General features: G+C 43.5%; 19 protein-coding genes. 16 read left to right on the top strand and 3 right to left on the bottom strand.

The genetic code is table 11. From position 1 onward, the window contains the following. The first annotated feature begins 17 nt into the window (after positions 1 to 17). From AB1401_13755 to AB1401_13735, 5 genes are all read left to right on the top strand, one after another. Positions 18 to 125 carry a 2-hydroxyacyl-CoA dehydratase family protein gene (locus AB1401_13755; protein MEW6616516.1) on the top strand — a complete coding sequence of 36 codons (108 nt, stop codon included), beginning with the start codon at positions 18 to 20 and terminating at the stop codon, positions 123 to 125. A gap of 17 nt (positions 126 to 142) precedes the next feature. After that, the gene (locus AB1401_13750) at positions 143 to 1528 is read left to right on the top strand and encodes a 2-hydroxyacyl-CoA dehydratase family protein (GenBank protein MEW6616515.1); all 1386 of its coding nucleotides are present in this window, start codon (positions 143 to 145) and stop codon (positions 1526 to 1528) included. Positions 1529 to 1713: 185 nt separating this feature from the next. Then, on the top strand, positions 1714 to 3417 hold the full coding sequence (locus AB1401_13745) for a methylmalonyl-CoA mutase family protein (GenBank protein ID MEW6616514.1): 1704 nt from the start codon (positions 1714 to 1716) through the stop codon (positions 3415 to 3417). A 12-nt stretch (positions 3418 to 3429) separates the two neighbouring features. Beyond that, positions 3430 to 3837 carry a cobalamin-dependent protein gene (locus AB1401_13740; GenBank protein ID MEW6616513.1) on the top strand — a complete coding sequence of 136 codons (408 nt, stop codon included), beginning with the start codon at positions 3430 to 3432 and terminating at the stop codon, positions 3835 to 3837. 107 nt (positions 3838 to 3944) lie between these two features. Beyond that, positions 3945 to 5081, top strand: coding sequence for an acyl-CoA dehydrogenase family protein (locus AB1401_13735; protein ID MEW6616512.1), 1137 nt, complete (start codon positions 3945 to 3947; stop codon positions 5079 to 5081). Positions 5082 to 5208: 127 nt separating this feature from the next. On the opposite strand, the gene AB1401_13730 is transcribed toward AB1401_13735, so the two are convergent. Then, on the bottom strand, positions 5209 to 5994 hold the full coding sequence (locus AB1401_13730) for an alpha/beta hydrolase (GenBank protein MEW6616511.1): 786 nt from the start codon (positions 5992 to 5994) through the stop codon (positions 5209 to 5211). Between the two features lie 208 nt (positions 5995 to 6202). Between AB1401_13730 and AB1401_13725 the strand changes: the two genes are divergently transcribed. The 11 genes from AB1401_13725 (at position 6203) to AB1401_13675 (ending at position 21586) form a co-directional block, all read left to right on the top strand. Further along, on the top strand, positions 6203 to 6844 hold the full coding sequence (locus AB1401_13725; protein MEW6616510.1) for a TetR/AcrR family transcriptional regulator: 642 nt from the start codon (positions 6203 to 6205) through the stop codon (positions 6842 to 6844). A 79-nt stretch (positions 6845 to 6923) separates the two neighbouring features. After that, positions 6924 to 9416, top strand: coding sequence for a hypothetical protein (locus AB1401_13720; GenBank protein MEW6616509.1), 2493 nt, complete (start codon positions 6924 to 6926; stop codon positions 9414 to 9416). 42 nt (positions 9417 to 9458) lie between these two features. Continuing rightward, positions 9459 to 10658 carry an ABC transporter substrate-binding protein gene (locus AB1401_13715; GenBank protein ID MEW6616508.1) on the top strand — a complete coding sequence of 400 codons (1200 nt, stop codon included), beginning with the start codon at positions 9459 to 9461 and terminating at the stop codon, positions 10656 to 10658. Positions 10659 to 10760: 102 nt separating this feature from the next. Then, positions 10761 to 11960, top strand: a complete 1200-nt coding sequence (locus AB1401_13710) for an ABC transporter substrate-binding protein (protein MEW6616507.1) — start codon at positions 10761 to 10763, stop codon at positions 11958 to 11960. Between the two features lie 216 nt (positions 11961 to 12176). After that, positions 12177 to 13880 (top strand): methylmalonyl-CoA mutase family protein, encoded by a 1704-nt coding sequence (locus tag AB1401_13705; protein ID MEW6616506.1) that lies wholly within the window; start codon positions 12177 to 12179, stop codon positions 13878 to 13880. 23 nt (positions 13881 to 13903) lie between these two features. Next, positions 13904 to 14287 carry a cobalamin B12-binding domain-containing protein gene (locus tag AB1401_13700; GenBank protein ID MEW6616505.1) on the top strand — a complete coding sequence of 128 codons (384 nt, stop codon included), beginning with the start codon at positions 13904 to 13906 and terminating at the stop codon, positions 14285 to 14287. Positions 14288 to 14417: 130 nt separating this feature from the next. Beyond that, entirely contained in the window at positions 14418 to 16106 is a 1689-nt protein-coding gene (locus AB1401_13695; GenBank protein MEW6616504.1) for a methylmalonyl-CoA mutase family protein, read from the top strand. Positions 16107 to 16367: 261 nt separating this feature from the next. Beyond that, positions 16368 to 17519 (top strand): acyl-CoA dehydrogenase family protein, encoded by a 1152-nt coding sequence (locus AB1401_13690; protein ID MEW6616503.1) that lies wholly within the window; start codon positions 16368 to 16370, stop codon positions 17517 to 17519. A gap of 71 nt (positions 17520 to 17590) precedes the next feature. Continuing rightward, the gene (locus tag AB1401_13685; protein MEW6616502.1) at positions 17591 to 18880 is read left to right on the top strand and encodes a folylpolyglutamate synthase/dihydrofolate synthase family protein; all 1290 of its coding nucleotides are present in this window, start codon (positions 17591 to 17593) and stop codon (positions 18878 to 18880) included. A 195-nt stretch (positions 18881 to 19075) separates the two neighbouring features. Then, positions 19076 to 20278 carry an ABC transporter substrate-binding protein gene (locus tag AB1401_13680; GenBank protein ID MEW6616501.1) on the top strand — a complete coding sequence of 401 codons (1203 nt, stop codon included), beginning with the start codon at positions 19076 to 19078 and terminating at the stop codon, positions 20276 to 20278. Between the two features lie 111 nt (positions 20279 to 20389). Then, on the top strand, positions 20390 to 21586 hold the full coding sequence (locus AB1401_13675) for an ABC transporter substrate-binding protein (GenBank protein MEW6616500.1): 1197 nt from the start codon (positions 20390 to 20392) through the stop codon (positions 21584 to 21586). Between the two features lie 72 nt (positions 21587 to 21658). On the opposite strand, the gene AB1401_13670 is transcribed toward AB1401_13675, so the two are convergent. Both AB1401_13670 and AB1401_13665 read right to left on the bottom strand, forming a co-directional pair. Continuing rightward, positions 21659 to 22447, bottom strand: a complete 789-nt coding sequence (locus tag AB1401_13670; protein MEW6616499.1) for an ABC transporter permease — start codon at positions 22445 to 22447, stop codon at positions 21659 to 21661. Further along, the gene (locus AB1401_13665) at positions 22447 to 23358 is read right to left on the bottom strand and encodes an ATP-binding cassette domain-containing protein (GenBank protein MEW6616498.1); all 912 of its coding nucleotides are present in this window, start codon (positions 23356 to 23358) and stop codon (positions 22447 to 22449) included. The genes AB1401_13670 and AB1401_13665 overlap by 1 nt, the downstream gene beginning before the upstream one ends. Positions 23359 to 23588: the final 230 nt, after the last annotated feature.

Below are 23588 nucleotides of genomic sequence, written 5' to 3'. Positions count from 1 at the left end.
AGAAGGCGGACCTTTCCATGTTGAAGATAGAGACGGACTATGATGTTTCAGAGAAGGGGCCATTCAGGACAAGGATTGAGGCATTTGTTGAGATGTTGAACAAGAAGCGTGGTCGCAAACTTTAGGAGCAGGAGGTTGTTCTATGTATACAGATTTCTTGAAGTTATGTGGGTATGAGGATGATGAACTGAAGAAGGAGATGCCCAGGATAGAAAAGGCTTTTGATAAACTTGGAATAGGAAAAGAGGATATAGTACGGGCAGAGGAAAGGGTTCAGGAAAACTTTGATACTTCGCTTAAAGGGATAGTAAAGTCATTGCGGGTATGGATGGAGGAACTGGTATCCTTGGCTCTCTGTCGGGATGAGTACAAGAAAGTAATTTATAGTGATTGGCCTCTTCCCGGTGCTATGATGATGGCAGTCCGCCATCTTTCAGATGACTTGTATACGACGAGTATAGCAGAGGTGCTGAACGTCACTATGGGCCAGATCTTTGACAAACTCGGTCCCATTCTTGAGGCAGGTGAACATGCAGGACTAGGGGTAGGGTCTGCACACTGCGCCCTATGGCAGACGCACATAGGGGCTATTAAAATGGGGATAATACCAAGACCTGATTTAATAGTTTCGCCTGGCTGGTACTGCGATCAGGCGACGGAGGCAGACCAGCTCCTGGCAGAACTCTATGACATTCCGGTTGTTTATCTGGACGGGGTTGTTGATGCCGGCTGGGGGGAGTGGCCTGATAATCTGAGTGAAAGGCGAATCCGGTATGCTGGAAGCCAGTTGAACAAGGTCTTGAAAAAGATAGAAGAGGTAACCGGTTGCACGTTTACCGAAGAGGTACGTAAAGCTGGCGTGAAGGAAAACGCAGTATTTTACACCAATTTCAATAACTTGGTGGAAATGGTGGGGCGAAGCGATCCCCAGGTTATCAGTCAGACAAACCTCAACCTTCTATACTGGATGTCCAATACCCCTATGAGAAAAAAGGATGAGGGAATAAAAGCCATAACCACACTGATTATAGAGACAAAAGAGCGAATAGACAGGGGAGAGGGCGTTGTTGAAAAGGGTGCTCCCAAGGTATACTTTGGAATCAGGCAGGCCGTTGATCCCTCTGTACTTAAAATGGTGGAGAGCCTCGGATTGTCGATAGCTGTTTGTCAGATTGATTGGTTGACCCACAAAGAGCGGACGAAAACAAAGTCAACTGAGTATGGTCAAAAGATGATGGAAGGCTTCTTCAAACGAGGCCTGTTGTATTCCTGCCAGGGGGGAATAGATTACTTCACGGAATACTGCAGAGAATGGAACGTGGACGGGTTTATCATCAGTTACCCCTATTCGTGTCGTCCGTGGGCTATTACACCCATCATGTCGAAAAAATCGATAACTGAAGACCTGGGCATCCCTTGTCTGGTTCTGGAGGGAGACTGCTATGATACCCGTAATTACAGTGCGGGACAGTCGAGAACGAGGGTTGAAACATTTGCAGAATTGCTGAAGATGAGAAAAGCCTCTTAGGATAATGAATTAAAGGATGAGATTGCTTCAGTCGTTTCACTCTTTCGCAATGACATTGTGACACAGTCTCCAAAGAGGGAGGGATGGAGTGGTTTCCATCATTCGTGGTGCCCGCCTGAGGCGGGCATGGGGGTTTCGGGTGAAATGACGGTTAACATATAATAATAGGGAACGAGGTAGTGACTATGGTAGATGAAAAGGGCTTGAATAAAGTTAAAGAGATGGAAGAGAGATGGCAGAAGAATTTTACAGAAAAGTATGAGAAGAAACTTGGAGTTAAAATACCAGAGTCTCGTACGGATTCAGGGATTCCCTTGAAGCCAGTTTATACCCCGTTGGATGTGGCGGATATAGACTACAGTGAGATTGAGATGCCCGGTTCCTACCCATATACCAGAGGGATCTATCCTCTGACGTATCAGTATCAACCATGGATGACTCAACAGATCCACGGATACGGCAGGGCTGAGGAGACGAGAGAGAGAGGTGAAAAATTAGCTAAGGAAGGCATGAAGGGGTATAAGGGAACAGTTCTCTTTATCGTTCCTGATATGGCATCTGCTTATGGTTATGACCCCGATGCCCCTGAGTCTAAGGGAATGGTCGGAATAGGCGGGACATCAGTAAACACAGAAGAAGATATTCGGATTATATGTGATGGATACGACTTGAAAAAAACGAGGGTAGGCTTTAGCACAAAGTCAACATGCCTCCCGATATTGGCTTTATACATCGTATATGCAGAGAGACTTGGTTACGAGCCGAAAGACCTCAATGGACAGAGCCAGAATCGCAGGAAAATTTCCTGGCTGGGGCAGAATACCAGGGATCACCCCCCACAGGAACAGTTGAAACTCCAGGTTGAGTTGATCAAGTACTGTGTTGAGCATATTCCTCGATGGAACCATACAAACCTCTGTGGTTATGTTCTTGGTGAAAACTGTGCTTCTCCTGCCCAGGAGATGGCATTTATGCTGTCCGAAGCCATAGAGTTAATAGAGTGTGGGATAAAGGCAGGTATTAATCCTGATGATATGATTCCCAGGTTTAGTGCCCAGATGCATATGGGAATGGATTTTTTTGAAGAGATATGCAAGCTCAGGGCGTTCAGGAAGATGTGGGCGAAGACCATGATGGAGAGATTTGGATGCAAAAAACCTGCTTCCCTGCAATTTAGGATTCATATTCACACTGGAGGCATAAACCTCACTGCCCAACAGCCTTTTAACAATATAGCCAGGGCGACCCTGCAGGTTTTGGCCTCTGTGCTGGGCGGTACACAATCGCTTCATACATCTTCCTATGATGAGGCTCTTTGGGTTCCATCGGAAGATGCCGCCATTACCTCTCTCAGAATAAACCAGATTATACTTGATGAGTCAGGTGTGCCTAAAATTTGTGATCCTCTTGGAGGCTCTTACTATGTTGAATGGCTGACGGACAGGCTGGAAAAAGAGGCATGGAAAATTACAGGGGAAATCGAAGAAAGAGGTGGGTTCACCCGATGCATGGAGACAGGGTGGCTGTGGAACCTTCTGGACCAAAGAATCAGGATGTGGAGACAGGAAGTGGATTCCGGGCAGAGAATCATTGTGGGGGTCAATAAGTACAGACAGGAAGAAGTATTGAACGTTCCTGAATTTACTATAGACCAAGAGGCTATAGAAAAGATGGTTGCTCAAAGGGTCAGAGAGTGGAAAAAATCGCGGAATCAGAATGAGGTAAAGAATGCGCTGAAAAAAGTAGAGACGGCGGCCCGTGAGTATGTGTCGGTTGACCAGGCGGGTCATCTGATGCCGGTACTGATTGATGCTGCTAGGGCAAAATGTACTCTGGGAGAGATGATGGAGGTTTTTTTTCACGTATACGGGCATGCATATCCTTGCTGAAGGGGGAATTCAATGGAAACAGCTAAAAAAGAAAAGGTCAGAGCATTATTGACACGGCATGTTTTTGAAGGCCACGATATAGGTTTGAGAACTATTGTAAACAGGTGTAAGGAGTCAGGGATAGAAGTGATATACTATCCCAGATTCAGGGAGTTCGACGAAGTTGTGAAGATTGCAGAAGAAGAGGATGTGAACCTTATTGGGATAAGCTCTTCAACAGGGGCACACCTTTATTTATCAAAGGGTTTGATTTCAAAATTGAAAGAGAAGGGTATGGTTGTGCCGGTTATAATTGGCGGCATAATCCCTGATAAAGATACCTCTACACTAAAAGAGCTGGGGGTGGCTGGTGTATTTGGTCCCGGTTCACACCCTGAGGAAGTCGCCAGTTTTATATTAAAGTTACTGGATGGACATTAAAGAAGTAACCAAAGATATTTGAAATTTTCAGATTGAAAGGATTCAAGGATTCGAGGATTCAAGGGGTCAAGTGAAAATTTAAAAGATTGGAGGTATGAAAGAATATAATGATTCACCTTACAGAAGAACAGGAGATGATACGTAAAACAGTCAGGAAACTTGCTGAAGAGAAACTTACGCCTATTGCAGTCAGGATCGATAAAACAGGTGAATTTTCCAGGGAGGTGGTAGCCCTCTTTGAGGAATACGATCTATTAAGGCTGAAACTTCCTAAAAAATACGGGGGATTAGAAACAGATCATACAACATATTATCTGGTTATAGAGGAGATCGCCAGGGTTTGTGCTTCATCCTCTATGCTGGTCGCTACACAGGGGTCGTGCCTGACTACCCTTTTAGTAAGTGTGAATGAAGAACAGGAAGAGCGATTTTTTAGCCGCCTTGGTAAGGGAAATGTAATTATGAGCTGGGTTCTTACCGAGCCCAATGCAGGGTCTGATGTAGGTTCTATGCGGACAAGGGCTGTCCTGGACGGAGACCATTACATCGTTAATGGCTCCAAGTGTTTTATTACTGCCGGGGGAGTTGCCGATATGTACACGGCATTTTTTAGAACAAGTGGCGAGAAGGGAACGAAAGGACTATCAGGATTTGTAGTGGATAAGGAGACTCCGGGGTTTAGTATAGGCAAGATAGAAGATAAACTGGGTATGCGCGGGTCTCAAACCTCGGAACTGGTTTTCGAGGATGCAAGGGTGCCCAAAGAGAACCTCCTTGGTAAGGAAGGAAGTGGCTGGAATATTCTTATCGAGTCCATAAAGGAGACCAGATTGGGTATAGCGTCTCAGGCACTGGGTATTGCACAGGGTGCATTGGACTATGCAACACGTTATTCTAAAGAGAGAGTCCAGTTTGGCAGACCAATATCTAAAAATCAAGCTATCCAGTTCATGCTTGCCGATATGAAAATACAGGTTGAGGCATCTAGGGCATTGATATATCAGACTGCTTCTATGTTAGATCGTGGTATAAGAGATATCCTTCCATATGCTGCTATGGCAAAGTGTATGGCTTCAGATACAGCCATGAGGGTTACTACCGACGCAGTACAGATACTCGGTGGTTATGGTTATATGAAGGACTATCCTGTGGAGCGGATGATGAGAGACGCCAAGTCCACCCAGATTATCGAAGGGACAAATCAGATCCAGAGAATGATTATAGCCAAATCTATGCTTGACTGATAAGTCTACCCTGAAAAGTGAAACATTAATACCAGTAGGACAGGCGTCCCGCCTGTCAAAAGGGAATTTTTCAAGATGAACTAATAAGATTCTGCCATATGAAAAATTCCCTAATTAAAGTAATAAATTATGCCATTTCTATATTCGGGAATCTCAAGAACCCTTCCACTGCCTCATTAAATTCCCTGGGCTTTTCCAGCATAACCATGTGGCCGGCATCCTCTATGATTTTTAGCTGAGATACCTTTATCCTTTCATTTAGATAATAGGTGTATTTTGTGGGAGCCATTTTGTCCTCGCTGCCGCATAATATCAGTGCAGGGATGCTTATTTCCTCTATCCTTTCTATTATATCGAAGTTGTTGCATGCGAAAAAATCACCATATAGAACATCTGGTCTGGATTTAAGCATCACTTTCCTTCCTTCTTCTATGAGATTTGCCGGTGCGTCTTTGGAAAATCCGAATCTGCATATCAATTCTACAGCATTATAGAAATCATTTCTGATGCTGTCGAGGATCATGGGGTTGACCCTTAACCTTGCCCCTGTACCCACCAGAAGTATACCATTCAGATATTTAGGGTATTTTAATGAAAAGTCCATGGTAATTGCTCCTCCCATGGAATGGCCTATCAGGAAACAGTTGTCTAAGGACAGTGCCTCGATTATCTCTTTCATCCATTCTGTGTAGCTGCCAATCTCTTTTTCTCCATCTCCCATTGATTTACCATGACCTGGCAGTTCAATAGCTATGGGGTTATAGTTGCCTTGAAAATGATGGAGTTGCTTCAGCCACATTTTATGACTCCCCCCGGCGCCATGGATGAACAGCAGATTTTTCCTGCCCTTAACAATCCCGGTTTTCCCGGTAAAATAATATATATCTATACTATTAATATTCAGAAAAGGCATCTGCCCCACTCCTTCTTCCAGGTTTTGTTCCCTATTATTAATATTTTTACATTCGTAAAGTCAATCATTCTTTAACTTTTTTCGACGTCTGTATTCCGATTATAAAAATCGGAAAATTTTCCGATTGACAAAAAGCTGTTATTTAATAGAATAGGTTAGTAATGACCAAGAGTCATTTGATAACTGGTAGTCAAGGAAGGTTTTCAAAATGGGTATAGCAGAGAGAAAAGAGAAGGAAAAACAGAAGAGAAGACAGGATATAATAAATGCTGCATGTGAGGTCATTTCTGAAAAGGGGCTTGGTAAGGCAACTGTGGATGATGTATCAGAGAGGGTAGAGCTGGCAAAGGGGACCATCTATCTCTATTTTAAAACGAAAGAAGAGTTATTCATGTCTATTTTTATAAAGGGGCTTGATAACTTACTGGATAAATATAGAGAAACAGCCGATCTGGATTTGAAACCTGCCGAGATGCTGGATAGGTTAGCTCTCTCATATTACCGGTACTATAAAGAGGACATTAATTATATAAAAACCTCTGCATATTTACTCCATGAGGACATTATGGATAAGATACCCCCTGAATTGTCGGATGAGATCAACAGAAAGGCAGGTATGGCCCTGAAGATTTTGAGGGGGGTAATCCAAAAAGGTATTGACCAAGGGGATTTCATAGAAGTAGACCCCCGCCACATAGCCCGTATTCTGTGGGGGTTATCTATAGGTATTGTTCAAACTACGGTTATGAGAGTTCATCTCAATGTCCCAGAAGATGATGTAAGTGAGCTTCTTGTCTCCACTTTTAATCTGGTTAAGAGAGGCTTATTACGTAATCAGAGTCGTATTTAAGGCGGGTTATTCATTAAAGGTTAATCTGATTGGAATAAGTAAGGATGTATTAAGTGATTTAGAATGGAGGAGGTAATCTATGGAAAGAGAAGAGAAGAAAATCGCTAAGGTTGGAAACACTGAAATAGATATTACAACTACAGTACGAGATATCAGAGGAGTACAAAGTCTGGTTAAGGAATGCATTGAAACGACATGGTCTGAAAACATGGTGAATCAGATCAAGGTGTGGTTAACACCCTATGCCCATGCTACAGATATTGCCGAGTTCGATAGGTTCTTGCTGGACAGATACCCACCCATCTATACGAATATCGAGAAAACTTGTAACGACTGCCCTCTGGGACCGTGCGATCTGGATAGGCTAAGGGGGATATGTGGTTTAGATTTGGAGGGATACCAGGCAAAGTTGTCCCTCCAGGCTTCCTGCAGGGGTTTGGCTACCCATCTGTCCACGTGTAGAGACCTTCTCAATTATTGTTTGAGGAAATATGGAGAAGATGCTGAGATCCGATGGGGTAAAAATGTCGCCTATGGAATGATGAATGTCAATGCATTAGTGGGTTTTACACCCAAGACCTTGGGCCATGCCAACAAGGTCGTAACCTACATAGAGGATCAGCTAACAGAACTTCTGGCATCTGCCAGCGGGGGATTCGAGGGCAATGCCATAGATTTGCAATCAAAGGCTCTTCATGGAGGGTCACTTCTCCTTTCGGCAATGGATATTACCGAGTTTTTGAAGTTCAGTTTTTTCGGCTTCTGCTGGTCTGCGGACAAAGAGCTTGCAGAGCTTCCATCCTGGCCGCCGGTCAACATTCAAACAGGCATGGGAACAGCAGATACAAACAAACCGGTTATAGTATTTCTAGGGTTCGATTTATTGCCTGCATGGAACCTGGTAAACCTTATAAGAGAAAATGGTATGGAAGATAGGATAGAGGTATGTGGCATAGGATCTGTTGGTCATGATCTGGTCAGATTCTATGATAAGGCCAAGACCCTCACTACCCCTGTGAAAACCAATCGGGTTCTCAGGATGGGAATAGCCGATGTCCTGGTGATAAGCGAAACCTGCTGTAAGACGGATGTCATAGGAGAAGCAGCCAGAACAGATACAAAGGTTATCGCTACCAGTTTTAAACAGAACATGGGCTTGGCAGATAGGTCTGCGGATACTGTTGATGATTTAGCAAATGAACTGTTGAGTGGTCTGCAGGCTGTTTTGATTACCGATCCAGAAAAAGCGGCTAACGTAGCCTTTAATGTGGCCTTTAAGGTAAAAACAAAAAGGAAGGAAAATTATCTCTTATCGGAAGGGGATATAAAGAGTCAGGCAGCAAAATGCGATGAATGTGATGCCTGTTTCAGGGCATGTCCCAATAGTTTGCAGATAAGTAGAGCATTGAAAGCCGCCGCAGGTGGTGACCTTTCTCAGTTGTGCGAACTTCATCACCAGAGTATTTACTGCGGTAGATGTGAGGAGGTCTGCCCCCAGGGTATTCCTATAATAGACCTTATATTGGGTGCCTCCAAAAAGGCTATAAAAGAGGACAAATCGGTCATGAGGGCAGGGAGAGGGACATTCAGTAACCTGGAGGTAAGGGATTGGGCTATTACGGCGTTTTCCGTCCCCGTCACTATTGGAATAGTTGGCTGTGGTAGTACAAAAGGTTCTGAAATGGATGTGGCCCGTATGGCCAATGAATTCATCTCCAATAATTATGCGGTGAGCGTTTCTGGCTGTGTAGCATCTGAGATTGCCCGATATAAGGATGAAAAGACAGGTAAATCTATCTATGAAATCTACCCCGCCCTCCAGAATCCACGCTGTTTTGCAAATACCGGCGGATGCCTGACTCAATCCGAACCGTTAACTGTTACTCATTATAAGGTGGAGTACATGGGATTCAGGACGCCATACAGGGCTAACTATTCTATGCAGTCTGAGGGTGTAATGAGGTTCTCAAATGCACTGGTTATATGGGGGGCTGCCTCAGAGATGATGTACAACGTGGCTCTCGGACATGCAAGGGCCGGCATCCCTGTAATAGTTGGGCCCGATGGATTCAAATTCAAGACGTACCTTATGGGTAACAAGTATGATCGAAGCAAGTGGTGGGCTATACACGGTATGACAGGTGAGAAAAGGGAAGTTGACCCGGTGCCTGAGCATATGATAATGCCTGTGGAGACAGTGGATGAGGTCCTTGCTCTCGTTCCTAAGTTGGGTTTTGTGGTACAGGAGATGGAGGTAGCGAAGCAGAATAAACTTGCTCTCTATTTGGATTATTATCGAAAGAAATTTGGTGTTCCTCCTGACGACTGGCACCTGTATATAAGAAAAGAGGTAGAGATTCCGACGGCGAAAAAGGTTAAGTTGTTACGATTACTTGCGGAGGAGCATGGGTGGGAGATAGATACGAAAAAAGGGAGAATCATCAAAGCAAGGCATAGAGATGGCAGGCTGCTGCCTATGGAAGATTATGTTGAACAGTACGGTTTTAAATCGGGCCAGTATGTAACGTACCTGCCAAGGCTGGTTTACAAGGTAAGGAAAGACAGGATGTAAAAAGTTTGTTTATTAACCTTGTTCTCAAAAAGGAGAATTATCATGAAGAAAAGAGATCATTTAGCACGTATAAGTGTTTTGGTTTTCGTTCTGGTCCTTCTGGTAAGTATTCCCTCGCATGCTGAGGAAGTGAGGGGTGTAACTGGGGATACAATAAAGATTGGGATGATAACTGATATGACTGGCCCCGCAGCTGGGATGCTTGTGGTCTATGCGAATGCCCACAGGGATTACTTCCGGTGGATAAACGAACATGGTGGAGTCCATGGGAGGAAGATAAAGTTTGTTATTGAAGATGACAGATACAGTATACCGGCGGCATTTGCTGCTTTTAAAAAGCTTGTGTACAGAGACAATGTGCTTTGCATTTCGGGTCCAGGAGGAACAGGACAGCATACTGCCCTCTTCTCCCAGCTTGAAAAGACTAAAATGCCTTCTTTTGCTGTAACGATTTCTCCTGTAATGTATACTCCATATAAACGGTATGTCTTTACACCTGCCGGTGACTACTGGGATTTTATTGGTGTGATTTATGATTATGTACTGAATAAGATGAAGGTAAAGGACCCGAAGATAGCCATGGTCAGGCCAGACACGGAGGGGGGGAAAGTTGTTGCTGAGGGTGGTAAGAAGTGGGCAGGTTTTTACAACCAAAAGTATTATGAGGAAATTCTGGCTGTTGGGGCGATGGATGCAACATCTCAGATACTTAAGCTTAAGAAGGAAGGTGTTGATAGTATTGTGGTTGCAGCTAATACTACAGATGCAGCCTCTCTGGTATTGAGGACCTGCAGGAGATTAAAATATTCCCCAAACATATACGGCGTTCAGTATGCATGCGGTGATGAGGTAATAGAGAGTGCAGGTGAAGCGGCCAAAAATTACTATGGTATTAATGCATTTAGCATGTGGCAAGATGATACTCCAGAGATGAGAAAAATGAGAGAGATTTTTATGAAATATCATCCTGGAAACAAACCGCCAATAAACGTATATCAAATGGGCTGGTACTGGGGGATAATCATATCCGAAGGGCTTAAAAGGGCAGGTAGAGAAGTTGATGGTGAAAAGCTGGTAGATGCCCTTGAGACACTAAGGGACTTTGACACTGGAGGCCTTTGTGGTCCTGTTACCTATACCTCTAAATCCCATAAAGCCACCAATTACTGCAAGGTATTTAAGACTGACATGGAGAAGAAGATGCTTGTTGCGGTTACCGGTTGGATAAAGCCGGCTGAATGAGAAAAGGGTTGATTTTCTGTATTATGGTAATTCTCCAGGAAATGACAACTTATTCTCACGAGAAAAGGGGAGATAGAACTCGTGTGTAAAAAGGAGGAGACTATGGAGAAAAGAAATCTTTTGAGGAGTCAGATCGTTTTGGTATTTGTCTTGGCTATTCTTATGAGCGTACCTTCTTATGCCGGGGAGGTAAGAGGGGTTACTGGTGATACGATAAAGATCGGTCTGATAACAGATTTGACCGGTCCTGTGGCAATGTTTCTTGTTACCTATGCAAATAGTCACAGAGACTACTTTCGATTGGTAAACGAAGAGGGTGGTATCCACGGGAGGAAGATAAAACTCATTGTGGAAGATGATAGATACAGTATTCCAACGGCCATTGCAGCATTTAAGAAACTGGCGTACAGAGATGAGGTGCTTTGTATTTCAGGACCTGGAGGTACAGGACAGCACACTGCCCTGTTCTCGCAGTTCGAAAAGAGTAAAATGCCTTCATTTGGCATAACAATTTCCCCTATCATGTTTACTCCGTATAAACGGTATGTTTTCGCCCCTCCAGGAGATTACTGGGATTTTGCTGGTGTGGCTTATGACTACATAGTAAACAAAATGGAGGTCAATGATCCAAAAATAGCGATAGCCAGACCGGATACCGAGGGTGGGAAAGTCTTTGCAGCCGGTGCTAAGAAGTGGGCAGGCTTTTTCAACCAAAAGTATTATGAGGAAATTGTGGCTGTTGGGGCGATAGATGTTACTTCCCAGGTGCTTTGTTTAAAGGCAAATGGGATAAACAATGTTTTAGTGGGAGCTCTACCTACACCAGAGGTGGCTCTGATACTGAGCACTGGTAAAAGGTTTCAATACTTCCCCAATGTTTGGGGGATTCATTATGGATGTGGTGAAGATGCAATAGAGAGGGCAGGTGCGACGGCTAGAAATTACTATGGACTTCACGCATTTAGTCAGTGGTATGACGATACTCCAGAAATGAAAAAGGTGAGAGAGGCTTTCCTGAGGTATCGCCCAAAAAGCAAACCGCCGGTTAATTATTATCAAATGGCTTGGTATTGGGGAGTGATTATATCTGAAGGGCTTAAAAGGGCGGGTAGAGAAGTTGATGGTGAAAAGCTGGTAGATGCCCTTGAGACACTCAGGGACTTTGATACCGGAGGCATCTGTGGTCCTGTTACCTATACCCCCAAATCCCATAAGGCCACTAATTACTGCAGGATATTTAAGACTGACATGGAGAAGAAGAGGCTTGTTGCGGTTACGGGTTGGATAAAGCCGGCTGAATGAGAAGAAGGTTGATTTTCTCTACTATGGCTGATTTTGCATCGGTAAATAAAGATGGATTTCTGCCAGAAAAAGGGGTAAAAATAGAAGGATAGTAATTTACCGACTGACCTCCAAGGTAGAAAAAGCTCTTCTTGAGAGGTGTAAGGACTTCCCGGGGGATTTTTTGTTCGTAATGATGAGTTCTCTATCGATCTTTTTGCATGGAGGTAAACGTATATGTTTGACAAAGATAAAATTAAATCGCTGGAAGAAAAACTGAAAGAATGGGAAGAAAAGAGGGAAAGAAAGGCCGTAGAAAAATTGGGAGAGAGGCAGGGTTTGTTTGAGACCCATTCCCAGATACCTGTAAAACGCCTCTATACTCCTAAAGATATTGAAGCCTTCGATTATGAGAGGGATGGGGGTTTTCCTGGCGAGTATCCCTTCACCAGGGGGATATATCCTGTAGGCTATCGAAGTCGTACGTGGCAGGCGAGGCAGGTATGTGGATTTGCAACCCCTGAAGAGACCAATGAGAGGCTTAAATATCTTATAGAGATGGGAGAAACTGGTGTAACAGTGGTCTTTGACCTTCCCACAAACAACCATGCCATAGATTCAGATAACCCTCTGGCAGAAGGTCAGGTGGGGATGAATGGGTTGCCTGTGGATACGTTGCAGGATATGGAGGATGCCTTTGACGGAATTGATATAGTCAAATACCCGGTTACCCTTATTGCAAGATGTCCTGTTATGTTGTTCATGTTAATTGCCGTAGCAGAAAAGAGGGGGATAGACCTTTCAAAGTTAAGAGGTACGAGCCAGCTGGATTTTTTAACCTCATACGTAGCAAATAAGCAGGCAATCTTTCCTGCCCCTAAAGAGGCATTCAGATATTTTGTTGATATTATAGAGTATCTTGCCAGGAATATGCCTAACTGGAACCCGATGGCTATAGGTGGTTATGCCCATCGTGATTCTGGAACAGATGCCGTGCAGGAGATGGCCTTTATGCTTTCAGGGGCTATTAGCTATACACAGGCATTTCTGGATAGGGGATTGAGATTGGAGGAATTTGCCCCCAAATTTACGTTCTTTATGGGATGTCATAACAATTTCTTCGAGGAGATAGCCAAATTCAGGGCAACCAGGAAACTGTGGGCAAGGATAATGAAGGAACGATTTGGGGCAAAGGACCCCAGGGCTATGCTTCTCAGGCTTCATGTTCAGACAGACGGTAACACCTTGACAGCAGAACAGGCATTGAACAACATTGCCCGGGTAGCTATCCAGAGTCTGGCTTCTCTTCTGGGCGGTGTTAGCTCGTTACATTCCGATTCTTATGATGAGGCTATCTGCATACCTACAGAGGAGTCTGCCAGGATTTCCCTGAGGACTCAACAGATACTCCTTGAAGAAACGGGTATTGCAGATACAATAGACCCTCTGGCTGGTTCTTACTTTGTGGAGTGGTTGACCAGACAGCTGGAGGAGAGAGCTTCAAAATTGATAGAAGAGATTGATGCCATGGGTGGTATGCCGGGGGCAATAGAAAGCGGATGGCTTCAGCAGCAGATGGATGATTCGGTTAACCGTTACTGGGATGCTATAAGAAAAGGGGAAAGGACAGTTGTAGGCTTGAATAAATACAGGATTAAGGAAGAGATAAGGGTTAAGGCATTCAAAGTCGATCCGTCCTATGAGAGGAAGCAATTGGCCAGACTCAAAAAGGTAAAAACAGAAAGGGACAATGAAAAGGTAAAATCAGGTTTATCAAGTATCCAGGATGCGGTTAAAAAGGGAGAAAACATCGTACCACCGAGTATTGAAGCTGTGAAGGCTTATGCTACTCTTGAAGAGATTATGAATGCCCTCTTTGGGGATAAAGTCAGGGCGTATCGGGAGGTTATCAGGGCAAGACACAGGCAGATAGCCGTGTAACTTTACGTGGAGGAATATTAAATATGGAAAAAAGGAAAAGGGTATTGTTGGCTAAACCTGGCCTGGATGCCCATGACATGGGCATAAAGCTGATAGCCAGGGCATTGAAGGACGCTGGTGCAGAAGTGGTATACGGAGGGATTTATGTAACACCTGAAGAGATTACAAAGACTGCTGTTGAAGAGGACGTGGATATATTGGGTTTGAGTTTTCACTCGTCCACACACCTGGTGGAGGCACCAAAAATAATGAAGCTTTTGAGAGAGAAGGGTAGAGATGACTTGACAGTCGTTGTAGGTGGGTGTATACCTCTTGAAGATGTCTCTGACTTGAAGAAGATGGGAGTACAAGAGGTATTTGGATCCGGGAGCCCATTGGATGATATAGTTGATTTTATGATAAAATAAGTTATGATGGTGTCAGTTGACCGTTCTCAATTGTCCGTTGGTAATTTGCAAGCGTTCAGCTGTCAGCATTCAGAGGTCAGCTTAAGAGGTTAAAACAGTAAACTACTTACGATGACCTGGAGGTGAAAAAGTGAGTGATTCAGTAAAGGTTCAAAAAAGAGAGGATAGGAAGATAGATGGTTTAATGGAAGCATATTTCGATAAGCCAAATAGATTAACTACATGGTCAGGATTTCCGGTCAAGGATATCTATACTCCTGCTGATGTAGCAGGAATTGACTACGAAGGAAAGATAGCCAACGCAGGAAAGTACCCCTTTACAAGGGGTATCCATTCGAATATGTACAGAGGCAGATACTGGACGATGCGGGAAGCTGGTGGATACGCCAGGGCAGCCGATACCAATAAAAGGCTTAAGTTTCTAGCAGATGAGGGAGTAAGCGGCTTCAGCATCTTCCGGGATCTTCCGACCGTCTGGGGAATCGATGCAGACCACCCTATGGCTGAAGGTGAGGTTGGAGTGAGCGGGGTAAACCTTACCTCATTGAAGGATATGGAGGAACTGTTAGATGGAATACCCCTTGATAAGGTCAGTGTTGCCCTTCTCTGTGCTTCATCCCTTGCCGCCGTTATATTTTCCCAGTATATAACAGTTGCAGAAAAAAGAGGTATAGATATTGCAAAGTTGAGAGGTACCATCGCAAATGATCCTTTGCACTCTCGTTACTGTTATGGTAAGCCAAATAACCCGATAGACCTCAGCGTAAAATTGGCTGTGGACATAATAGAGTTCTGTACGAAACATATGCCATTCTGGAATACCAATTCCGTGAATGCCTATGATATGAGAGAGACTGGCATCAATGCGCCCGAGGAGATTGCCTTTGGATTTGAGATTGCAATGGAGTATATAAGAAAAGCGATAGAACGCGGTTTAGATGTTGACGATTTTGCATGCAGGATATCATTTTATTTCTCGGCTGGTATGGATTTTCTTGAAGAGATAGCCAAGCTGAGAGCTGCCAGGAGGTTGTGGGCAAAGATTATGAAGGAGAGATTTGGGGCAAAGAAGCCTGGTTCCTGGAAGTTTAGATTCGGTGTTCATACCGCCGGCTCTTCCCTGGTGCCGCAGCAGCCTTTAAATAATATTATAAGGATTACTGTTGAAGCTCTGGCTGCTGTACTGGGTGGGGTCCAATCTCTCCATTGTTGCTCTTACGATGAACCCATAGCTCTTCCTTCCGAAGAGTCTCAGCGTATAGCTTTGAGAACCCAACAGATTCTGGCTTACGAGACCGGAGTGGCAAACACCGCAGATCCATTGGGCGGGTCGTATTTTATAGAAAACCTCACGAATAAACTTGAGGAAGAGGCCGTAAAAATAATCAAAGAAATAGATGAGATAGGTGGAATGGCAGAGGCTATGAGGAAGGAGTGGGTAGACCAGAAGATAGACCATGCTGCCCTTCAACTACAGAAGGAAATAGAGAATAAAGAGCGGATTATAGTAGGTGTAAACGCCTTTACAACCGCTTCTGAAGAAAGAACCCCCGGGGGTGTACACAGGATTCCACCTGAAACAGAGAGGGAACAGATAGCCAATGTTAAAAGCCTTAAAGAGACTCGTGACCGGAAAAAGGTAAAAGAGACTATAAAGCGCTTGAGGGAAAAAGCTCAGATGGGAGAGGGCGAAAATCTTATCCCCCCCATAATTGAGGCATTGAAGGCATACGCTACAACAGGAGAGATACAGGGAACCATACGGGAAGCCTATGGATTGAGCTATGATCCCTTTGGTATAATGAAGTCTCCGTATTAATAGAGAATTCAGGGGATTTGGAAAGTCATTTTAATAATATGCCTTTCCATGGTTGTTGGTGACTCTTTTATTTTACTTCTTATTAACTACAATTTGTCACCAGAGATTCGATCCTGTTTTATTATTCACTCATAGAATAACATGGGTTTTTAATAGGGTCTTACGTATAACAACTAAAATAAAAGAGTCACCAACAATTAATATCGTCCAAACTTGATCTTCCAGATTTCGATACATTGAAAATTTTAAGGAGGGTTGTTAATGACTCTTGAGCTTACTGAAGAGCAGAATATGTTGAGAGAGAGTGTTAGAAGGATAGCGAAGGATAGGATTGCTCCCCGTGCAGCAGAGATCGATGTCACTGATGAGTTTCCCTGGGATATGGTTGACCTCCTCAGGAAACAGGGAATTCTCAATATGGCAGTACCTGAGGAGTACGGTGGCTCAGGCAGCGGCATTGTCACTTTGTGTGTAGCAGCAGAAGAGATTGCGAGGGCATCCCTTTCAGTATCAACAATGTTTATGGTCCAAACAATAGGTGGAATACTGGTTATGAGAGAGGCAGGCACTAAAGAGCAGAAAGGCTGGTATTTTCCGCAGATAATCGGTAAGAAGAAACTTGGATGCCTTTCTGTTACAGAGCCCGAGGCTGGTTCAGATGCGGCTTCCATGAAAACCAGGGCAAAATTGAACGGTAACAATTATCTGGTTAATGGAACCAAGTGCTTTATAACTCTGGGTGGTGTAGCCGATTTCTTTTCTCTATTCGCTTTAACAAACCCGGAAAAGAAACACAGTGGCATCTCTGCCTTTGTAGTGGAAAAGGATACGCCGGGATTTTCCATAGGCAAGCATGAGAACGAGATGGGGCAGAGGGGTACTGCGATGACAGAACTCATATTTGAGGATGCTGTTGTTCCGGAGAAAAATCGTTTAGGCCCTGAAGGGCAGGGCTTTAAAATCGTAGTAGGAGTGTTCAATCAGGCAAGGGTGCTTATGGCTATAGAGGCGGTGGGTGTTGCCCAGAGTGCCTTTGATTATTCCCTGAACTATGCAAAGGAGAGAATCTGCTTTGGAAAGCCCATAACCGAATTTCAGGGCATTCAGTTTCAATTTGCTGATATGTTGACCCATATAGAAGCGGCAAGGTGCATGGTATACAGGGCAGCCCATATGATTGATAAGGGGAGAGAGATTGAACTGATACCCAGATTTGCTTCTATGGCAAAGTACCTTGCAACAAAGGTTGCAATGAAAGTAACTACAGAGGCAGTTGAGATACTTGGTGGTCATGGTTATACCAAGGACCATCCTGTTGAAAGAATGATGAGAGATGCAAAAGGCATTCAGATTTACGAAGGCCCCAGCAATATTCAAAAAATGGTTATTGCCAGATCGTTGTTAAAAAATTAAGTGCTTATAAAATCATTGAAAAACAAATCCTTAACCCTTAAACCTTGAACCCTCTTAACCCTTTTTGAAATATGTTTCAATCCTACAACAAGTCAATAGAATACCTGTATGCCCTTCAGGCATCCGGCATAAAGCTTGGGCTTGCAAACATATCCCGTCTGTTAGACCTCTTAAATAATCCCCAAAAAGAATTAAAGAGTATTCATGTGGGGGGAACCAATGGCAAGGGTTCAGTTGCTGCTATGATTTCTTCTATTTTGGATAAAGCCGGGTTAAGGGTGGGCCTTTATACCTCTCCCCATTTAGTGAACTTTACCGAAAGAATCAAGGTAAATAACCGTGAGATCTCAGAGAGCAGGGTAGCTGAACTGACGGACATCGTTTATCAGAAGATTGAGGGTACTGATCTTGCCCGTGATATCACTTTCTTTGAATTTACTACAGCCATAGCTTTCCTTTATTTTCAGGAACAAGACATTGATTTTGCCGTTCTGGAAGTGGGAATGGGTGGCAGGTTTGATTCAACAAACGTAGTTAATCCCCTGGTCTCTGTTATTACCAACGTATCTATGGATCATCAACAGTACCTCGGAAAGACGATTCATGAAATAACAATGGAGAAGGCAGGGATTATTAAGAGGGGTGGCATTGTCATTACAGGAGTAACTCAGCCCTCTGTTTTTGCCTCCATTCAGGAAAAGTGCCTGCAGGATGGGGCTGCTCTCTATAGAGTTGGCAGGGATCTTAAAGGAAAAAAAATGGCAGATGGGAGGTTTAATTACTCCGGGTTGAAAAGTAGATATTCAGGTTTAAGACTGAATCTTTTGGGGAGACATCAGATTGCCAATGCCGTTACTGCTTTGGGGGCTATTGAGGTACTGAAAGAAAAGGGTGTTGAGATAGAAGATGAAGCCATTTATAAAGGACTTGAGAGTACATACTGGCCTGGAAGACTGGAAATTGTTGGAAGAGACCCTCTGATTGTCCTGGATTGTGCACATAACCCTGCGGGGATAAAGACCCTCAGGGATGCAATATCCGATGGGACTTTTTCCTTTAACAGATTGCTTCTGGTCTTGGGGATAATGATGGATAAAGATTTCAGGGCTATCATCTCAAGATTGGTTCCTTTGGCAGATAAAGTAGTACTTGCTGCACCTAAAATGGACAGGTCAGCCTCTCCTCCGGTCCTCTATGAAGAAGTTAAAAAATACCATAAAGAAGCTGAAATGGTCGATGACGTCAAAAAGGCTGTATCCCTTGCTATTTCTCTCGCTAAAAGAGAAGACATGGTGTGTGTAACAGGCTCTATATTTACAGTAGGGGAGGCAAGGGAGTTGTTTGTTGCCCATACCCTTTAACTTTAACCTGCTAACTTATATGTTTCTCTCTGTTTGATTTTTTTTTTATTGACTTTTTGGTGGGTTATAGTTTAAATCGCCGTTACACTCCATAAAGAATACATGCTTATTGTCTGAGATACCTATGAAGGGTAAATAAGAACTCTTATAGAATTTAATATAATCAAAGACTAATAAAAAGAAAGGAGTTTGGGTATGAATGTAAAGAAAGTATTTGTAGCAGCCGCATTATTGGGAATTGTTTTTTTAATAAATGCCTCTGTTGGTCAGGCAAAGGATGTCAGGGGAGTAACGGATAAGTCGGTCAAAATAGGTGTCATTCTGGATCAAACAGGACCTGCTGCGGCAATAACTGTTCCCTGCACACAAGCAATAAGAACATACATAAGGTACATTAATGATAATGGCGGTGTTCATGGAAGACAACTGGATGTAATTGTAGAGGACGACAGATACTCAATTCCCGCTACCCTTGCAGCTTATAAAAAACTGGTTTTCAGGGACAGGATATTTTCTTTTATAGGACCTGGTTCAGGAGGTTTTGTCAACATACTCTGGAGAAAGATTCAACAAGACAAACTTCCAAACGTATCTGTTGTGTTTCCCGATCTTGCTGTGAACCCTTTAAAGAGATATATTTTTACCACAAGCGATACCTATGAGGGGCAAGTAAGAGTCCTTGTTGATTATATAGTCAAAGAGTATAAACTGAAAAACCCAAGGATAGCTCTTGTTTATCCGGACACTGAAACCGGAAAGATTGATCTGAGACCTGCCCTGGAAAGGTTGAAAGGGTACAACATAGAACCTGTGACAAAGGAGGTCATGATGGCTGGTGCAATAGATGCCAGCTCACAGGTTATGAGTTTAAAGAAAAACAATGTCAATTGTGTAATTCATGTAGGACTCATTACCGCTTCAGCAATGACTTTCTTACGGGAGATGAGGAAGTTTGGATTGGAAACACCAGCCTTTCATAGCTGGGGTGCAATGCTGGGAGAAGAGATACACACATTGGGTGAAACAGCAAAGCAATTCTATTCAGTTCATGCCCTTGCTCCCTGGTATGGCGAAGGTTCAGGGGTAAAATCAATGAGGGGAATCACCCTTAAGTACCATCCGGGTACTGAAAAGCCTTATCGCGGCACTTTATACACTCATGGATGGGTACTTGCCACTGTCCTTGTAGAAGGAATGAAAAGAGCAGGGAAAAATCTAGATGCAGAAACCTTGGTGGATGCCCTTGAAACGTTGAAGAATTTTGATACTGGTGGGCTTTGCAACCCCATTACCTACACCTCTGCCAGTCATAAGGGGGGAGACTCCTGGAGGATTTACAGGTCAGACCCTGTTAAACAAAAATATGTGCCTATAACGGAGTGGAGGAAATCAGAATAAACTGGTTAATCCTTTAAAAGATAAGTATATGGAGGGAAGCTTAAAACGCATAAATTCAAATTTTCAATGGTGCAATTCTATGAGGTATTATTAGCAGAAGGGAGATTGAAGATGAAAATGGGTATGAAGTTGATTTCGGTAGTTATGCTATTAGTAAGTATCTTATTTCTCAATAATTTTGACAGCCGGGCAGAAGAGGTCAGGGGTGTTACAGATGATACAATCAAGATAGGAACAATAATGGACATGACAGGACCAGTTTGTGACAACCTTACCCCCTATGCAATAGGAGTCAGGAATTATTTCAGGTATATCAATGATAAAGGTGGAATCAAAGGGAGAAAGGTAAGGGTTCTAGTTGAAGACGACAGGTATTCAATACCAATGGCTTTTGCTGCGTTCAAGAAGTTGGTCTTTAAGGATAAAATATTTGCTGAGATAGGATTAGCAAGCCCTCAGACGACCGCCCTCCTCGATCAAATCGAAAAGAACAAGCTTCCCACAATTACATATAGTGGTATGCTTACCATGACAACCCCCTTCAGAAAGTATGTTTTCACTCATAACCTGGATTATGGAGATCAGATGGTAATGTTGATTGATTATGTTATGAAAGACCTGAAGGAAAAAGATGCACGGTTTGCGATAGCGACAGGAGATACGGTATGGGGTAAAAGAGCTATAGAGGCTTCCACAGAGAGGCTCAAGAAGTACGGGTTGAAGCTTCTGGATATTGAACTTCTTCCCATGACCCTCATAGATGCGGGCACTGAAGCAATGAACTTAAGAAAATCAAAGGCGAATTATGTCCTCACGCTCCATGGCGCTCCAGCATCGATAGCCGTGTATAATTCTTCAAAAAAATTGGGATACTTCCCTACCTTTCTGGCAGGAGACGCTTCCTGTCCTGATGTAGTTGTAGAAATGGCAAAATCTGCTTCCAAAAATATCATCGGTACATGGGGATTCATGTCGTGGTATGATGACACTCCGGGGATAAAAAAAATGAGAGAGATGACTCTAAAGTTTCAGCCAGGTAAAAAAGAACCCAACAGGCATTATTGCTGGGGTTGGGTTGCAGGGATGATCGCCGCAGAGGGTATGGAGAGAGCAGGAAAGAACTTGAATGTAGAAACCTATATAGCTGCCCTTGAATCAATTAAGGACTTCGATACGGGAGGTATAAGCGGACCAGTTAGTTTTAGTTCCAAAAGTCACAAGGGAGCAGGGTTTATGATATTCGTAAAGGCAGACTTGGAAAAAGAAAGGTTTGTTCCAATAACAGGATGGAGAAAATTTTCAGAATAAGCAAAAAAGCTCTTTCTGACGAACAGTTGAACCTATACGCCCACACCAAAACCTTTGGTGTGGGCGTATACCTTATTTAATCAAACGCCGGTGCATCACGAGAATGGCAAGCGGGAAAAATATAATAGAAAAAACTAAGAGATAACCTGCGTTCCAGAGGAGATTTATACCCACATAGCCAAAACTGAAGGATCGTGACAGGTCAACAAGATGGGTGAGAGGAAGCAGGACGGCGAGCTTTTGAACCCAAAGGGGCAGGTTGTCAATGGGGAAAAAGGTTCCACTGAAGAGGAACATAGGTGTAATGAATAGGAATATGGGCAGATTAAATATCTCAATAGTTGGCACAATACCTGTAAAAAACATACCGATCGATCCAAACGCAATACCCCCCAGAAAAGCCAGAGGTATAATTAAGAGACCATGGGGGTATGAAATGATACCGAACATGCTGATAACCCCCAGCATGGTCAATGTTGCGATTACAGATTTGGTAGCCCCCCATATAATTTCTCCGGCAATAATCTCTTCCAGTGAAATGGGTGTTGCCATTATGGCGTCGAAGGTCTTTTGATAGTACATCCTTACAAAAGAGGCATAGGTGTTCTCAAAAAAGGCGCTGTACATTATAGTGATAGCGACCAACGCTGGTGCAATGAAAGCCACGTAAGATACCTCGGAATTATGATAAAGGACCCTTCCAACCAGGACCCCAAGACCAACCCCAAATGCCAGTATGTAAAATAGGGGCTCCAGGAGAGGTGGAAGAAAACTTATTTTCCATGTTTTTCGGTAAACCGTAAAATTTCTCTCCCATACCCGAATAAATTGTCTGGAAATTCTGTGTGGAGTTCTTTTCATCATTCCCTCAGATCCCTGCCTGTCAATTTTAAGAAGACGTCTTCCAGTGTAGCCATTCGCAGGATGCAACCCTCCTTACAGTAGCTGTCACTGATCTTATGAAATAGATTGTCACTATCTCCAGAATAGATAATCATGCGATGGCCGATATCCTCGTACTCTAGTCTTTGAGATTGAATGAATATCTGCAATTCTTTATTGAGGACATTGACCTCGATAACATTTTGTCCGACATATTTTCTGATAAGTTCGAAGGGTTTGCCCAGAACCAATATGCGACCATGGTCCATGATAACAAGCCGGTCACAAAGGCGGGAAGCCTCATCCATGTAGTGGGTGGTCAACAGAATGGTAAGACCCTTCGACCTGAGCCCTTCGAGTCTTTCCCAGACCTGATGCCTTGATTGGGGGTCCAGACCGGTTGTGGGTTCATCGAGTATCAAAATGTCCGGATTATTGATGAGGGAACGAGCCAGGACTAACCTGCGCATCATTCCACCTGAGAGTTCAGTTACTTTGGCTTTCCCCCGATGGTCGAGGGACATAAACTTTAAGAGTTCCTCTGCCCTTTTATGGGCTTCATTTTGAGGGATGTTGAAATAGCGGGCATATACTTTCAGGTTTTCTAAAACACTCAACTCCGGGTCCAGATTGTTTTCCTGCTGGCAAACGCCGATACGAGACTTGATTTGACGTAATCCTTTAGATATGTCGAGACCAAAAACCTTTAAACTGCCGCTGGTCATGGGAGAGAAACCATATATCATGCGAATCGTCGATGTTTTTCCTGCACCGTTAGGACCCAGTATGCCGAAGCATTCTCCCTGCACTACCTGAAAGGAGATACCATCAACCGCTATCAGGTCCCCGAAGGTCTTTCTCAGACCTTCCGCCTCTATAATATGCTCCATATGCTTTTTCTCTGAACCCTCTTTCCCTTTTGCACTCTGAAGTTTATCTGCCATTTCTCTGTCTCTCGTTAGGGTTGAAGGTGGTTCCTGCAGAAAGCGCTTGAGCTTATTTGGTATAGATAGATATGCCTAACCCTCTGTGAAATAAAGATTCCTTTTAAAAGAAGGTTTAATAATGTATAATAGATATTATTTTGTCAAGATTAATCAATTCAGGAATTTCCTTTTTT

The sequence above is a fragment of the Thermodesulfobacteriota bacterium genome (assembly GCA_040757775.1).
Lineage (GTDB): Bacteria > Desulfobacterota > UBA8473 > UBA8473 > UBA8473 > UBA8473.
Note: the sequence above shows the minus strand (reverse complement) of the source record. Positions and strands in the feature narration are given on the sequence as shown.

Coding starts and splice junctions, on each gene's coding strand:
- AB1401_13755 (MEW6616516.1), top strand. CDS start 18: ATGTTGAAGATAGAGACGGACTATGATGTTTCAGAGAAGGGGCCATTC.
- AB1401_13750 (MEW6616515.1), top strand. CDS start 143: ATGTATACAGATTTCTTGAAGTTATGTGGGTATGAGGATGATGAACTG.
- AB1401_13745 (MEW6616514.1), top strand. CDS start 1,714: ATGGTAGATGAAAAGGGCTTGAATAAAGTTAAAGAGATGGAAGAGAGA.
- AB1401_13740 (MEW6616513.1), top strand. CDS start 3,430: ATGGAAACAGCTAAAAAAGAAAAGGTCAGAGCATTATTGACACGGCAT.
- AB1401_13735 (MEW6616512.1), top strand. CDS start 3,945: ATGATTCACCTTACAGAAGAACAGGAGATGATACGTAAAACAGTCAGG.
- AB1401_13730 (MEW6616511.1), bottom strand. CDS start 5,994: ATGCCTTTTCTGAATATTAATAGTATAGATATATATTATTTTACCGGG.
- AB1401_13725 (MEW6616510.1), top strand. CDS start 6,203: ATGGGTATAGCAGAGAGAAAAGAGAAGGAAAAACAGAAGAGAAGACAG.
- AB1401_13720 (MEW6616509.1), top strand. CDS start 6,924: ATGGAAAGAGAAGAGAAGAAAATCGCTAAGGTTGGAAACACTGAAATA.
- AB1401_13715 (MEW6616508.1), top strand. CDS start 9,459: ATGAAGAAAAGAGATCATTTAGCACGTATAAGTGTTTTGGTTTTCGTT.
- AB1401_13710 (MEW6616507.1), top strand. CDS start 10,761: ATGGAGAAAAGAAATCTTTTGAGGAGTCAGATCGTTTTGGTATTTGTC.
- AB1401_13705 (MEW6616506.1), top strand. CDS start 12,177: ATGTTTGACAAAGATAAAATTAAATCGCTGGAAGAAAAACTGAAAGAA.
- AB1401_13700 (MEW6616505.1), top strand. CDS start 13,904: ATGGAAAAAAGGAAAAGGGTATTGTTGGCTAAACCTGGCCTGGATGCC.
- AB1401_13690 (MEW6616503.1), top strand. CDS start 16,368: ATGACTCTTGAGCTTACTGAAGAGCAGAATATGTTGAGAGAGAGTGTT.
- AB1401_13685 (MEW6616502.1), top strand. CDS start 17,591: ATGTTTCAATCCTACAACAAGTCAATAGAATACCTGTATGCCCTTCAG.
- AB1401_13680 (MEW6616501.1), top strand. CDS start 19,076: ATGAATGTAAAGAAAGTATTTGTAGCAGCCGCATTATTGGGAATTGTT.
- AB1401_13675 (MEW6616500.1), top strand. CDS start 20,390: ATGAAAATGGGTATGAAGTTGATTTCGGTAGTTATGCTATTAGTAAGT.
- AB1401_13670 (MEW6616499.1), bottom strand. CDS start 22,447: ATGAAAAGAACTCCACACAGAATTTCCAGACAATTTATTCGGGTATGG.
- AB1401_13665 (MEW6616498.1), bottom strand. CDS start 23,358: ATGGAGCATATTATAGAGGCGGAAGGTCTGAGAAAGACCTTCGGGGAC.